The organism is Pseudomonas sp. MDT1-85, from assembly GCF_054898065.1.
Genome location: NZ_CM142715.1, coordinates 3,998,573 through 4,012,884, shown reverse-complemented (window position 1 = coordinate 4,012,884; position 14,312 = coordinate 3,998,573). Strand labels below are relative to the sequence as shown.

12 protein-coding genes and 1 pseudogene are annotated in these 14,312 nt (G+C 58.5%); 1 reads left to right on the top strand and 12 read right to left on the bottom strand.

Annotated elements, in window-relative coordinates; genetic code table 11:
- Window positions 1-41: 41 nt before the first annotated feature.
- Window positions 42-162: pseudogene (locus ACYZT2_RS18190) on the bottom strand (PIN domain nuclease); the annotation flags it as partial.
- A 691-nt stretch (window positions 163-853) separates the two neighbouring features.
- Between ACYZT2_RS18190 and ACYZT2_RS18185 the strand changes: the two are divergent.
- Complete coding sequence (locus tag ACYZT2_RS18185) at window positions 854-1,222, top strand: DUF6124 family protein (RefSeq protein WP_461966166.1); 369 nt, start codon at window positions 854-856, stop codon at window positions 1,220-1,222.
- An 85-nt stretch (window positions 1,223-1,307) separates the two neighbouring features.
- Here ACYZT2_RS18185 and ACYZT2_RS18180 read toward each other — a convergent pair whose 3' ends face one another.
- From ACYZT2_RS18180 to nuoG, 11 genes are all read right to left on the bottom strand, one after another.
- Entirely contained in the window at window positions 1,308-2,174 is an 867-nt protein-coding gene (locus ACYZT2_RS18180; RefSeq protein ID WP_461966164.1) for a hypothetical protein, read from the bottom strand.
- 95 nt (window positions 2,175-2,269) lie between these two features.
- The gene (locus ACYZT2_RS18175; protein WP_461966162.1) at window positions 2,270-2,653 is read right to left on the bottom strand and encodes a hypothetical protein; all 384 of its coding nucleotides are present in this window, start codon (window positions 2,651-2,653) and stop codon (window positions 2,270-2,272) included.
- Window positions 2,653-3,978 (bottom strand): hypothetical protein, encoded by a 1,326-nt coding sequence (locus ACYZT2_RS18170; protein ID WP_461966160.1) that lies wholly within the window; start codon window positions 3,976-3,978, stop codon window positions 2,653-2,655. Before ACYZT2_RS18170 ends, ACYZT2_RS18175 begins: the two co-directional genes overlap by 1 nt.
- 263 nt (window positions 3,979-4,241) lie before the next feature.
- Window positions 4,242-5,705 (bottom strand): NADH-quinone oxidoreductase subunit NuoN, encoded by a 1,464-nt coding sequence (gene nuoN, locus ACYZT2_RS18165; protein ID WP_461966158.1) that lies wholly within the window; start codon window positions 5,703-5,705, stop codon window positions 4,242-4,244.
- A 7-nt stretch (window positions 5,706-5,712) separates the two neighbouring features.
- A complete protein-coding gene (nuoM, locus tag ACYZT2_RS18160; protein WP_461966156.1) occupies window positions 5,713-7,245 on the bottom strand; it encodes an NADH-quinone oxidoreductase subunit M in 1,533 nt (510 codons plus the stop codon).
- 39 nt (window positions 7,246-7,284) lie between these two features.
- Window positions 7,285-9,138: an NADH-quinone oxidoreductase subunit L gene (gene nuoL / locus ACYZT2_RS18155; RefSeq protein ID WP_461966154.1), complete on the bottom strand. Its 1,854-nt coding sequence runs from the start codon at window positions 9,136-9,138 to the stop codon at window positions 7,285-7,287.
- Window positions 9,135-9,443, bottom strand: coding sequence for an NADH-quinone oxidoreductase subunit NuoK (nuoK, locus tag ACYZT2_RS18150; RefSeq protein ID WP_007905077.1), 309 nt, complete (start codon window positions 9,441-9,443; stop codon window positions 9,135-9,137). The genes nuoL and nuoK overlap by 4 nt, the downstream gene beginning before the upstream one ends.
- 2 nt (window positions 9,444-9,445) lie before the next feature.
- Window positions 9,446-9,949 (bottom strand): NADH-quinone oxidoreductase subunit J, encoded by a 504-nt coding sequence (nuoJ, locus tag ACYZT2_RS18145; RefSeq protein WP_007905076.1) that lies wholly within the window; start codon window positions 9,947-9,949, stop codon window positions 9,446-9,448.
- A gap of 9 nt (window positions 9,950-9,958) precedes the next feature.
- Window positions 9,959-10,504 (bottom strand): NADH-quinone oxidoreductase subunit NuoI, encoded by a 546-nt coding sequence (nuoI, locus tag ACYZT2_RS18140; protein ID WP_218244071.1) that lies wholly within the window; start codon window positions 10,502-10,504, stop codon window positions 9,959-9,961.
- A gap of 12 nt (window positions 10,505-10,516) precedes the next feature.
- Window positions 10,517-11,524 carry an NADH-quinone oxidoreductase subunit NuoH gene (nuoH, locus tag ACYZT2_RS18135; RefSeq protein ID WP_007905066.1) on the bottom strand — a complete coding sequence of 336 codons (1,008 nt, stop codon included), beginning with the start codon at window positions 11,522-11,524 and terminating at the stop codon, window positions 10,517-10,519.
- Complete coding sequence (nuoG, locus tag ACYZT2_RS18130) at window positions 11,521-14,235, bottom strand: NADH-quinone oxidoreductase subunit NuoG (protein ID WP_461966151.1); 2,715 nt, start codon at window positions 14,233-14,235, stop codon at window positions 11,521-11,523. Before nuoG ends, nuoH begins: the two co-directional genes overlap by 4 nt.
- Window positions 14,236-14,312: the final 77 nt, after the last annotated feature.

Genomic DNA, 14,312 nt, shown 5'->3' with positions numbered 1-14,312 from the left:
GCGATTCTGGATATTGGGGAGGAGAGGGGAGAGGGGGGCGGTTAAACTAAAATTGCTAAATCTGTGTAACTGGCCACCAATGGGTCGGCGGTGAGCAGTTTCATTGGCTCTGTCATGGACATTGCAACAATTAGCCGATCGACGGTGATGATGTTCGAGGTCATTTCTCAATCCTGAGGGCCTTCAAAACTATTGATCATGTCGTCGGGCAGAGGCACGTCGAAATCGTCAGGAATAACCAGTTTTCCTTTCATCGCTCCGATACGCGGGTCACAGGGTTCTTCCACTGGAAACCGGCGCCCAGCGGCCAAGGCGTAGAAGCCTTCTACCCGTTAGGCACAAATATCTCGTTTCATGATTCGCGATCTCTCTTGATAGCTGATCTTCGAATTTAACGGCAAATACCTCCTGCCGGATGTCAGCTATTGCCCACCGCCTTGCAGGTATCTTCCTGTAAGTGGGAGGGCGATGAAGAGTAAAAAGATCACAGCCTGCGACAGCTCCTACACAGTGCGTATTTCAATTCTGAATGTTTAAAGTTGTGTGGGAAATACAGAACCTTCCCACAATGTTTTCAGGTTGTCCGTCGGACGTCCGGTCTCTAGCCTGTGCACGTCGCTGCCAATTCAGCGACCGGGACTGGAAACCCCGATCAGTAACAGTGGCGCCAACACGCCTTTCATAACGTATCCTTGCGCACCTTGAATGTGTGCACTCCGTTATGGCGGCTGTGCGTGGGAGACCTTCGGGTCGACCGGGTCGCCGCTGCCCGGGTTTCCAACCTGCGTACAGCTGCCACCTCTTCGTCCGGAAACCGAATGGGGCAGCTCCAACTTTTCAGTGGAGTTTCACCATGAAAAAACCAACACCCAACCCTCCCGAAACAGAAGCCGACGCTACGTCCCCCGACGCCTCCATCGACACCCAAAAACGCCCCGACGCCGCCGAACGCGTGCTCGATGATTACCTCAATCCCGCCGTCGAAATCATGGCCACGCCCTACACCCCCAATCAGATGTTTTTCGCCAACTCCAAAGCCGACACCGAATCCCTGCTGGCCAATGCCAGCGAGTCATTGTCCTCGGCTACGGTCATGCTCGGTGACTTCGCCGCTCTACTGGAAGGCACCCACCGCAAGACCCTGCTGGGGATTGCGCAAGTGGTCATGTTGGGGGAACTGGCGGTGAATCAGGCGTTGGATAACGTCGAGCCGGCTGGCTAATCAATGAGGCTGGGCGGGCACAAAAAAACGCGGCGCTGCAGGGCCGCGTTTTTTATTAAAAGACTGACAGCCTGTCTCGCTGCTGTTAGGCAAGTACCCCAAAGATGATTCCGCCGAGATAGATCATGCCAAAACCTAGAAAAGAATAGCCAGTCGTTCGAGCGGGAATAATGACCCAACGTCGCAGGGGCAACGGAAAGCGAGCAATCTCATTTATTGCGTCCGGATCACTTCCCCACAAAAAATCGTAGTCCAGTAAAAGCATGATCGAGATGTGGGACAAGCGACAGGTGCGGCCATAAAAGCTGTTTCCCATCACCCGCCGATTGCGAGCGACGAAGTAGGACTCTTTCAGGAAAGATTCAATCTCAGCCAGTTTGAAAAAGCTGACGTATGCCCGTACGAGCAGCGCCACCAATGCCACCACAACACAGGCGATCAATGCGGCCACACACAGCAGCTTCAGGTCGCTCGCCGGTTTGGAGACCGTCATGCATAACCGCTCGAAACCGACCCAAAGCAAAAGTAGGCCGGCTCCAGTCACAGCGATTCGCATGAGGCTTCCCGGAATACTCACCCATTTTTTCAAGTGCTCCGGAAAAACCTCCGCCTCCATGACCGCATACCGATCCAGCATTTGAAAATAGGTGAAACGGCCTGTTAATGCTCCTATCTGCCTTACTCTTTTCATTCGCCCCAATGGGCCATTTCCCAACGTTTTCCGATTAATGCTCACAAGATGAGACGCAATGAAGTGGTCTTCCATCTGATCAAGCAGCCAATAGGCGGCAAACAAAACGATCGCTTCGCTGAGGAAAATAAGTAGCAGTACACCTCCCCATGAGAAGAGGTAAATGAGGTCAAGATGAGGACCAATCACAGGTAATACCTCGCCGCTATCCAAACCAAAATACCAGCACCCACAAGATGAAAAATGCATTAGCGTGGCCAATTATCTGGTCGAGGTTCATTAGCCATCCATAAGACTCTGACTGGCATAGTCATCTTCAAGCCTATTATTTTTTAGGTGTCTCGACGGTTTGCTATTCAATCAAATAGACCGCTGTATTTTCCATACAACCAAAGAGCGATTGTTGTTCCCGTCACGAAATAGGCTATATGAAATGGATATGTCGCCCAGAACTTGAGTCCCTTCGGAAGGCGTTGCACGTCTTCCATTAAATCGGGTTCCTGGCTCTGAATTTTTTTAGATGAAATCAAAAAACTGATGGCGGCGAGTCGAACAACTTTTCCGTGAAGCCCCCCACCTAAGACACGGTGGTTTATGGATATGGAACGCCACTGCTTAAAGTAGTCTTCCAGAGACTCGAGCTTTGTGTGAACGGCGTAGAAAATCATGGCGGTATCGATCACGCTCAGCAGGATCAGTGCCCCCCAAGTCCAGGCAAATGCTGTGCGGGAGACTTCCATTATTCGGAATACTCGTGGATTTCTTGACCCACAAGCTCGCCGCCATCAGTCAGCACTGTTCCAGTTAACGTGGATCCTGTAGCGCCGACCACCAGCACACACACAAGTTTTCCGAGCCCCTTCAGTTTTGTACACACTGTCGTACCTAATTTTCCCCCAGCGACACCGCCGGCAATAGCTCCAAAAGTACCTCCTACCATTTTTCCACCTTCAACAAACCTCACTTGCCTGCATTCTGCCTCGCGGCCAGAAGTGCATACCTCATGAATTTTTGAACTGGACGCGCCTAGCTGTAACCCTATACCGAGATAGCCACCTCCCTTCATGTACTTCGCTGCTCTTGCAACGCCTGCGATGTTGGTTGCATATCCTGGTAATTGTGTGGACGAACCAGCTTTGTCCCAGCGGTGAATGATCCTGCGGCTCGACAACCCTAGTGCACGTTTGAGCTTTGGATGATCCGCGATGCCTGTGCCTTTGCGTATGAGCGGCCCAAGGCTGGCATCCAGCTTTGCCATCAGTCGTTTGCGTTTGGCAAAGAACTCCGGCGAATGCAGGTGACGATACTGGCGATATTGCTGTTGATGCAGCTCCTCTAGTTCTTTGAGGGTATTTTTTAATCCTTCCAGATGCTGGCCGATCATGAATGACGCAACGCCTAGTGTGCCCGCCGATACCTCGACAAACGGCTCAATCACCTCATGGTGCTCAACCATGAACGAAGCCTCTTCATCCGTCAGATCCTTAAGCGCTTCATTCACTTTCTCCGCCGCCGCCATCATTTGCGCTTCTTCGCGACGGCACATGTAGTTGCGCGAGTCGCTGAAGATAACCATTTGCCCTGGCTTTACCCGTTCACCGAGATGGCGATTGAGCGAGCGGAACTCGCGGCGCAGCACACCGCTGGGTGTGATTTCGTACAGCGAGCGTTCCAGCGCTTCGAGGGTCATGGGTGTCTGGACGATGTGGAAGCCGGACTCTGCCGGTTTGGGCAGGGTGAAGGCGTGTTCTTCCACCAGATACTCTGCCGGTGATGGCTCGGGTTTAGGTTTGAAGGCGTTCCAGGAGGCTCCACCGTTATCCGTAGCGACGCGCGGCTTCACCATTGCCCAGTCACCGTTACTGACGGCATCGATGAGTTTTCGCTGGTTGGCCCCCTGCATGTAGTTGGAGCGATTGAGGCCCACTGCGTTTAGCAGTTCGTCGAAGCCAGGCAGATCGTCCGGGCGGTTCAGTGCCTGTCGGAAGTCTTCCATGGCTTGGTAGGTGTCGAGTACTTGGTCGCGTTGGCCATGGAGTTCACTTTTGGGGATGAGTCTGGTCACGTTCGTGTCCCGATCCGTAAAACGGGGGACTTTGGCGAGCAGCCTCAAGTTTGAATGCCGGGTGATTCTGTTTTAGGCGTAGGGGAAATCCGATTTATCCGCGCGCCACAGGTTAGGCAATAAAGCTGTAGGACGAAGCGGACAATTCGGCGAGAGCTTTCGGGGGATTGCAGAAGGAGGGAGGGCGGCAGTAACAAATCCCACAAACGCAAAAACGGCACCCGAAGGTGCCGTTTTTGTTTTCTACCGAGTGCGCTACGCGATCAACCCGCCAACCCCGATTGCTGAACCAGGTTCAGCAGCGGCTGTGGATACAGGCCGAGGAAGAATGCCAGGGCGGCAATCGCCAGCAGCATCACGCCGCCCGCACGTTGTTCCCAGTGCAGCTGGGCATCGTGGCGACGCAGGTTCGGTTCGATCAGGTACAGGGTGACCATCACACGCAGGTAGTAGAAGACGCCGATGGCGCTGCCCAGTACCAGGGAGCCGACCAGCCACCATTGCTGCGATTCGACACCGGTGGCGATGATGTAGAACTTGCCGATGAAGCCCGCGGTCAGCGGGATACCGGCCAGGGACAGCATCATCACGGTCAGGACGGCGGTCAGGTACGGACGGCGCCAGAACAGGCCACGGTATTCGTACAGGGCATCCGCGTCACGGCCGTTGTACGGCGAGGACATCAGGGTGATTACGCCGAACGCGCCGAGGCTGGTGATCACGTAAGTGACCAGGTACACGCCGATGGCTTCCACGGCCAGGCCTTTGCTCGCCACCAGGGCGATCAGCAGGTAACCGAAGTGAGCGATGGACGAGTAACCCAGCAGACGCTTGAGGTTGCTTTGGGTCAGTGCCAGCAGGTTACCGAACAGGATCGACGCGATGGCGATGATGGTCAGCACGTCGCTCAGCACGCCACTGCTCGCCGCTGGCGAGATCTGGAACAGACGCACCATCACCGCGAACACAGCGACTTTGGACGCGGTGGCCAGGAACGCTGCCACCGGTGCCGGAGCACCTTCGTAAACGTCCGGGGTCCAGAGGTGGAACGGTACCAGCGACAGTTTGAACGCCAGGCCGATCAACATCATGCCCAGGCCCAGTTGAGCCAGAGAACTTGGCAGACCGGTGGCCGCCAGGGCCTGACCGATGCCGTTGAAGCTCAGGCTGCCAGAATCGGCGTAGAGCAGGGCCATGCCGAACAACAGGAACGCGGAACCGGCAGCCGACAGCACCATGTACTTGATACCGGCTTCCAGCGAACGCTTGTTGAAGAAGGCATACGCCACCAGACCGTAAACCGGTACCGAGAGCAGTTCCAGACCGACGAACAATCCGGCCAGGTGCTGCGCGCTGACCAGTACCAGGCCACCGGCGGCGGACATCAGGATCAGCAGGTAAAGTTCTTCACGGTTGCCCGGGTAACCCGAACCGCCATCGCCGAGGTAGGCGTGGGCGAGGGTGACACAGGCGAGGGTGGCGACCAGGATCAGCGCCATGTACAGGCAGGCGAAGGTATCGATCTGCAGTAACGGAGTCACGGCCAGTGGCGCGACTTTCAGGGCTGGCAGGATCGACAGTAGAGCCAGGTTCAGACCTGCCACCGAAAGCAGGAAGGTCTGTGAGTGGTTGCGGCGCCATGCGATAGCCAGCATCACCACGATGATCGTGGCGCTGGTGATCAACAACGGCGCAAGCGCGATAAAGTGTTGAGTCGTGAATTCCATAGCGCTCTTACCGGGCCGAAGCGAGTTGAGTGAAGGCGGTGCCGAGCCACTGCTGCACGCCATGCATCGTCGCGGCAGAGGTATCGAGGAACGGTTGCGGGTACACGCCGATGTAGATCAGCAGCGCCGCAAGTCCAACCACCATGATCAGTTCGCGACCGTCCATGCCATGCAACACCGCGTCCGATTTCGACGGGCCGAAGAAGGCACGGTGGACCATGATCAGCGAGTAGACCGAGCCGAACACCAGGCCGGACGTTGCAAGCACAGTGATCCATGGCGAGCTGGCGAAGGTGCCGATCAGAATCAGGAACTCACCGACAAAGTTACCGGTCGCCGGCAAGCCCAGCGATGCGGCGGCGAAGAACAGGCTAAGGGCTGGAAGGTAGGCAATCTTCGACCACAGGCCACCCATCTCACGCATATCGCGGGTGTGAGTACGCTCGTACAGCTGACCGGAGAGGATAAAGAGTGCCGCCGCCGACAGACCGTGCGCCAGCATCTGCATCACCGCGCCCTGCAGCGCCAGTTGGCTGCCGGAGTAGATGCCGATCAGCACGAAGCCCATGTGGGAAACGGACGAAAAGGCGATCAGACGCTTGATGTCGGTTTGCGCGAAGGCCAGGAACGCACCGTAGAAAATCCCGATCAGGCCCAGGGTCATCGCGAATGGCGCGAACTCGGCCGAGGCATTCGGGAACAGCGGCAGGGCGAAACGCAGCAAGCCATACGCCGCAGTCTTCAACAAGATACCGGCCAGGTCCACGGAACCCGCGGTTGGCGCCTGGGCGTGAGCGTCAGGCAACCAGGAGTGGAACGGCACCACCGGCAGCTTGACCGCGAAGGCGATGAAGAAGCCGAGCATCAGGATGTACTCGGTGGTCATCGACATCTTGGTCTTCAACAGATCGGCGTAGTTGAAGGTAATCACGCCGGTGTCGTTGAAGTTGACCAGTACCAGACCCAGGATCGCCACCAACATGATCAGGCCGGAAGCCTGAGTGAAGATGAAGAACTTGGTCGCTGCGTAGATCCGGGTTTTCTTGCCGTCCGAAGAACTGTGACCCCAGAGCGCGATGAGGAAGTACATCGGCACCAGCATCATTTCCCAGAAGAAGAAGAACATGAACAGGTCGAGGGCGAGGAACACGCCGACGACACCGCCCAGGATCCACATCAGGTTCAGGTGGAAGAAGCCCACGTGACGCTGGATCTCTTTCCACGAGCAGAGTACCGAGAGGACACCCAACAGGCCAGTCAGCAGGATCATCAACAGCGACAGGCCATCGAGGGCCAGGTGCACGTTGATGCCGAAGCGCTGGATCCAGACGTGTTTGAACTCAATCACCCAGGTCGGATCGGCGCCAGGCGCCGGAGCAAATGAATAGTCGCCGTGGGCCCACAGCCAGAGGCCGAGAGCGAGTTCCAGGGACATGGTCAACAGCGCAATCCAGCGGGGGAGGGTAGCGCCGAAGCGCTCACCCATCCAGCACAGCAGGCCGCCGATGAAGGGGATCAGGATTAGCCAAGGCAGAATCATGACGGGCTCGTTTCCTTTCGCAAGTTCGCAAGGTTCATATCAGACCGCTACCAGCACGACGGCGCCGATTACCAGCACGGCACCAGCAGCCATCGAGGCGGCATACCAACGCAATTGACCGGTCTCGGTGCGGCTCAGGGCGGTGTGACCGCCTTTGGCCATACGCGGGATCAGACCGATAGTCTGGTCGAGCGGGTCTTTGCGCAGTACATGGCTGATCGCAAGGTAAGGCTTGACGAACAGTTTGTCGTAGATCCAGTCGAAGCCCCAGGCAGCGAACCACCAGGCCGAAAGGATGCGGCCGATGCCGCTGTTGGCGACGGCCGTGGCGAAGCGACGTTTGCCGAGGAACAGCAACGCGGCCAGCAGGATACCGGCCAGGGCGATGGCGCCCGAGGCGATTTCCAGACTGTGCTTGGCGTCGCCGCCGGCATGGCCGACGCTTTGTGGCAGTACACCGTGCAGCGGCGGAACAATCATCGCGCCAACAAACGTCGACAGAACGATCAGCACCGACAGTGGCAGCCAGTGAGCAATGCCGTGACCAGCGTGCGCTTCGGTCTTCGCTTCACCGTGGAACGCGATGAAGATCAGGCGGAAGGTGTACAGCGAGGTCATGAAGGCACCGACCAGACCTGCATAAAGCAGACCCTGGTTACCGCTGGCGAACGCTTCCCAGAGGATTTCGTCCTTGGAGTAGAAGCCCGCGGTCACCAGAGGCAAGGCCGCCAGGGCCGCGCCGCCGACGATGAAGCTGGCGTAGGCCAGTGGCAGTTTCTTCCACAGGCCGCCCATCTTGAAGATGTTCTGCTCGTGGTGGCAGGCAACGATCACCGCACCGGACGCAAGGAACAACAGTGCCTTGAAGAAGGCGTGGGTCATCAGGTGGAAAATCGCGCCGTCCCACGCACCTACGCCCAGGGCCAGGAACATGTAGCCGATCTGGCTCATGGTCGAGTAGGCGAGGATCCGTTTGATGTCGGTCTGAACCAGTGCGGCAAAACCTGCCAGCACCAGCGTCACGCCACCCACAACACCCACCAGGTGCAGAATGTCTGGCGCCAGGGCGAACAGACCGTGGGTACGGGCGATCAGGTAGACACCGGCGGTCACCATGGTCGCGGCGTGGATTAGTGCCGAAACCGGGGTAGGGCCGGCCATCGCATCCGCCAGCCAGGTTTGCAGCGGCAGTTGCGCGGATTTACCGACAGCACCGCCCAGCAGCATCAGGGTCGCCAGAACGATCCAGAAGTCGCCGGCCTTGAAGTGCTCAGGCGCCTTGACCAGCAGTTCCTGGATGTTCAGCGTGCCCAACTGTTGGAACAGGATGAACAGGCCGATGGCCATGAACACGTCGCCGACGCGGGTCACGATGAAGGCTTTGAGTGCTGCGTTACCGTTGTTGCGGTTGCTGTAGTAGAAACCGATCAACAGGTACGAGCACAGGCCCACGCCTTCCCAGCCGAAGTACACAAACAGCAGATTATCGGCCAGGACCAGGAACAGCATGCTGGCGATAAACAGGTTGGTGTAGGCGAAGAAGCGCGAGTAACCGGCTTCACCGCGCATGTACCAGGACGCGAACAGGTGGATCAGGAAACCGACGCCGACCACCACACCGAGCATGGTCAGTGACAGACCATCCAGGTACAGCGCGAAGTTCGGCGTGAAGCCTTCCACCGCCATCCACTGCCACAACACTTGGGTGTAGTGACCGCCTTCAGGTGGCGCAACGTTGAACTGCCAGATGATGTAAGCAGTGACGATTGCCGACAGGCCAATGGAGCCGACGCCGATCAGCGCCGAAAGGTTTTCCGACCAGCGACCGCGTGAGAACGACAGCAGCAGGAAACCTATGAGAGGGAATACGAAAGTCAGATAGAGAAGGTTCATCCGCGCATCTCGCTGGCAGCGTCGATATCGAGAGTGTGGAAGCGGCGATACAGCTGCAACAGAATCGCCAGGCCAATACTGGCCTCGGCGGCTGCCAGGCTGATCACCAGGATGAACATGATCTGTCCATCCGGTTGACCCCAGCGGCTACCGGCAACGATGAACGCCAAAGCGGAGGCATTCATCATGACCTCCAGGCTCATCAGCACGAAGAGAATGTTGCGCCGGACCATCAGGCCGACCAGACCGAGGCAGAACAGGATGCCGGCGACCGCCAGACCATGCTCCAAAGGGATAGCAGGCATCGTCATTGCTCCTTGGCTTCGTTACGGCCCAGATGGAACGCCGTGACGGCTGCGGCAAGCAGCAGCATCGAGGCGAGTTCGACCACCAGCAGATAAGGACCGAACAGGCTGATGCCCACGGCCTTTGCGTCTACGGTGGTGTGGCCGATGGCCTGACCGCTGGCGTCGCTGAACAACACGTACAGCAGTTCAACCAGCAGCAGGGTGCCAAGTGCGACCGGGCCGAGCCAGATGCCGGGCTTGAGCCAGACGCGCTCTTGCTGAACCGAGGCGGGGCCCAGGTTCAGCATCATCACCACGAACACGAACAGCACCATGATGGCGCCAGCATAGGCGATCACTTCCAGCACACCGGCGAACGGCGCGCCGAGGGCGAAAAAGGTCATGGCCACGGCGATCAACGAAATGATCAGGTAGAGCAGGGCGTGCACGGGGTTGGTGTTGGTGATCACACGAAGCGTGGACACAACAGCGATACCCGATGCGAAATAGAAAGCGAATTCCATCTTTCTTCCTTAAGGCAGCAAGCTCTTCACGTTGATCGGCTGGGCTTCATTCTGCGCGGCGCCTTTCGGCTTACCGGCAATCGCCATACCTGCAACACGATAGAAGTTGTAATCAGGGTTTTTGCCGGGGCCGGAGATCAGCAGATCTTCTTTCTCGTACACCAGGTCCTGACGTTTGAACTCGGCCATCTCGAAATCCGGTGTCAGCTGGATCGCGGTGGTCGGGCAGGCTTCCTCGCAGAGGCCGCAGAAAATGCAGCGCGAGAAGTTGATACGGAAAAACTCCGGGTACCAGCGACCGTCGTCGGTTTCAGCTTTCTGCAGCGAAATGCAGCCGACCGGGCACGCCACGGCGCACAGGTTGCAGGCTACGCAACGCTCTTCGCCGTCGGGGTCGCGGGTCAGCACGATACGCCCACGGAAGCGCGGCGGCAGGTACACGGCTTCTTCCGGGTACTGCAGCGTGTCGCGCTTGCGGAAGGCGTGGCTGAAGATCATCACCAGGCTGCGAAGCTGGGTGAAGAAGCCATGCACGATGTCAAAAATGTACTTCATGATTCTCTATCCTCACTGAGCCGCGACGGCAGGCGTGTTGAGCAACACGACCGCAGCGGTCACCAGCATATTGACGAGGGTCAGCGGCAGGCAGAACTTCCAGCTGAAATCCATCACTTGGTCATACCGTGGGCGCGGAATCGAGGCGCGCAGCAGGATGAAGAACATGATGAAGAACGCGGTTTTCAGTGCGAACCAGATGAACGGGATCTGCGGCAGAATGCCGAACGGACCGTGCCAGCCACCGAAGAACAACGTCACCAGCAGCGCCGAAATCAGCACGATGCCGATGTATTCACCGACGAAGAACATGCCCCATTTCATGCCGGCGTATTCAATGTGGTAGCCGTCGGCCAGTTCCTGTTCCGCTTCCGGCTGGTCGAACGGGTGACGGTGAGTCACGGCGACGCCAGCGATGAAGAAGGTCAGGAAACCGAATATCTGCGGAATGACGAACCACAGGTTCTGCGCCTGGTATTCAACGATGTCGCGCATGTTGAACGAGCCAACCTGGATCACGATGCCCATCAGCGACAGGCCCATGAACACTTCGTACGACACGGTTTGTGCCGAGGCCCGCAAGCTGCCCAACAGGGCGAACTTGTTGTTACTCGACCAGCCGGCGAACAGCACCGCGTAGACCGACAGACCCGCCATGGCGAAGAAGAACAGGATGCCGATGTTGATATCCGCCACGCCCCAGGTCGGGGTGATCGGGATGATCGCGAAGGCAATCAGCAAGGCGCTCATGGCCACGACCGGCGCCAACGTGAAGATCACTTTGTCGGCGAACGGCGGGGTCCAGTCTTCCTTGAAGAACATCTTGATCATGTCGGCGGCGATCTGGAACGCGCCAAACGGGCCGACGCGGTTCGGACCGTAACGGTCCTGCCAGAGGGCGAGCAGACGACGCTCGACCCAGCTCAACAGCGCGCCGCACACCACCACGGCGAGCAGAATCACGATGGCCTTGAGGACCGCGATGATTACGTCGATCACTTCAGGAGTGAACAAGGTCATAGCGCTGCCTCCTGCAGACCGTCAACGGATTTGCCAAAGATCGCGGGCGGAATGCCGGCGATACCGGCCGGTAATGCGACCAGACCGGCACCCAGCTCTTCGTTGATGCGCAGCGGCAAACGCAAGGTCTGACCGGCCACGTTCAGGCTCAGCAGGGCACCGTCATTGACGCCCAGGCGATCGGCTTCGGACTTGGCCAGCGACAGGTACGGGGCTGGAATGCGTTCTTGAACCGGCGCGGCTTTGGAAGAGTTCTCTTCGCTACCGAACAGGTGGAAGAACGGCACGACCTGCCAGGTGCCCGGAGCCGGGTTGAACGCGCGCGGAACACTGGCGAACCAGTTCAGCGAATCACCGGTGCTTTCGATCAGGCGAGTGCCCGGGTCGCCAGCGCGGATATGACCACCGACTTCGTCCTGGAACTTGTTCCAGGCTTGCGGCGAGTTCCAGCCCGGAGACCAGGCGAATGGTACTTGCTGACGCGGCTCGACCGAGCCCGAGTAACCTTCCATGGAGAACGAGAACGCGGTGTCGTTGTCCTGAGAAGTACGCGGTTCGTGCACGCTGATGTCGGCGCGCATGGCGGTCCGGCCGCTGTAACGCAGCGGTTCGCGAGCCAGTTTCAGGCCTTTGATGCGGAACGCAGCGGACGGTGCGGCATCGACGATGCGCGCCAGTTGCGGTTTGCTCGCAGCAACAGCAGCGGTGACGTGGTCCAGTTGGGTCCAGTCGATCGGCTGGTTCAGCAGGGTCGAACGCAGGGCATGCAGCCAGCGCCAGCCTTCATGAACCAGAATGCTTGCGTCGAGGTAAGTCGGGTCGAAGACCTGGAAGAAACGCTGGGCGCGGCCTTCCTGGCTGACCAGCGTACCGTCGCCTTCAGCGAAGCTGGCCGCTGGCAGAACCAGGTGCGCGCGATCGCTGGTGCCGGTCTTCTGATGGTCCGCCACGATCACCACTTTCGCGGCGTTCAGGGCAGCATCGACACGAGCTTTGTCGGTGCGGGTGTACAGATCGTTTTCCAGCACGACGATGGCGTCGGCCTTGCCGTCGATCACCGCTTGCAGGGCTGCGTCGACCGAATCGCCACCGAGCATGGCCAGGCCGAGGCTGTTGGCCTCTGGCACGATCAGGCTGATGGAACCGTTCTTCTCGCGCAGCTTCAGGGCCTTCGCAATGTTGGCAGCAGCCTCAATCAATGCCTTGGAACCCAGCGAGGTACCGGCAATGATCAGCGGACGCTTGGCAGCGAGCAGGGCATCAGCGATGCGCTGAGCCAGTTCGAGGGCTTCAGCGTCCAGACCTTCAACGGCCGGCGCGCTGGCATCGAGGGCGTGGGCCACGGCGAAGCCGATGCGGGCCAGGTCGTCAGGAGCTGCGTGGACGCATTCTTCAGCCACGTCGTCGAGCTTGGTTTCAGCCAGGCTGGCGATGAACAGCGGGTTCAGCGCGTTCTGACCGATGTTCTTCACCGCGGCATCGAGCCATGGCTGAACGCGCATGGCGTCGGCCATGTCTTCGGCCTTGCCCTTGACCGATTGACGCAGGGCCAGGGCCATGCGCGCAGCAGTCTGGGTCAGGTCTTCGCCGAGGACGAAAATCGCATCGTGATCTTCGATGTCGCGCATGTTCGGGATTGGCAGCGGGCTGTCTTTGAGCACCTGCACCACCAGACGAATGCGCTCAAGTTCAGCCGCTTCGATACCGGAGTAGAAGTGCTCGGCGCCGACCAGCTCCAGCAACGCGTAGTTGCTTTCGAGGCTGGCGCGCGGCGAACCGATACCGACGATGTTGCGACCGCGTAGCAGGTCAGCAGCTTTATCCAGCGCTTCGTCGAGGCTCAGCTTGGCGCCGCCCGCCAGTTGTGGCTGACGCGGGCGGTCTTCGCGGTTAACGTAGCCATAGCCGAAACGGCCACGGTCGCACAGGAAGTACTGGTTAACCGAACCGTTGAAACGGTTTTCGATACGACGCAGTTCACCGTAACGCTCGCCCGGGGAGATGTTGCAACCGCTGGAGCAGCCATGGCAGATGCTCGGCGAGAACTGCATGTCCCACTTGCGGTTGTAGCGCTCGGAGTGAGTCTTGTCGGTGAACACACCGGTCGGGCAGACCTCGGTGAGGTTGCCGGAGAACTCGCTTTCCAGGGTGCCGTCTTCAACGCGACCGAAGTACACGTTGTCGTGGGCGCCGAATACACCGAGGTCGGTGCCGCCAGCGTAGTCTTTATAGAAGCGCACGCAGCGATAGCAAGCGATGCAGCGGTTCATTTCGTGGGAAATGAACGGGCCCAGTTGCTGGTTCTGGTGGGTGCGCTTGGTGAAGCGATAACGGCGCTCGTTGTGGCCGGTCATCACGGTCATGTCTTGCAGGTGGCAGTGACCGCCTTCCTCACAGACCGGGCAGTCGTGAGGGTGGTTGGTCATCAACCATTCAACGACGCTGGCGCGAAACACTTTCGCTTCTTCGTCTTCGATGGAGATCCAGCTGCCGTCGGTGGCGGGGGTCATGCAGGACATGACGATCCGACCACGCTTGTCGTTCTCGTCGGTGTACTGCTTGACCGCGCACTGGCGGCAAGCGCCAACGCTGCCAAGGGCTGGGTGCCAGCAGAAATAAGGGATATCGAGGCCTAGCGACAGACATGCCTGTAACAGGTTGTCTGCCCCATCGACTTCGAGCTCTTTGCCGTCTACGTGGATAGTGGCCATGGTTCAAAGTTCTTCGTTGGCCCGGTGTCAGCGGGCGTGGCTAATGGAATCTTGTTATTCGCGTGAATCAACACAGC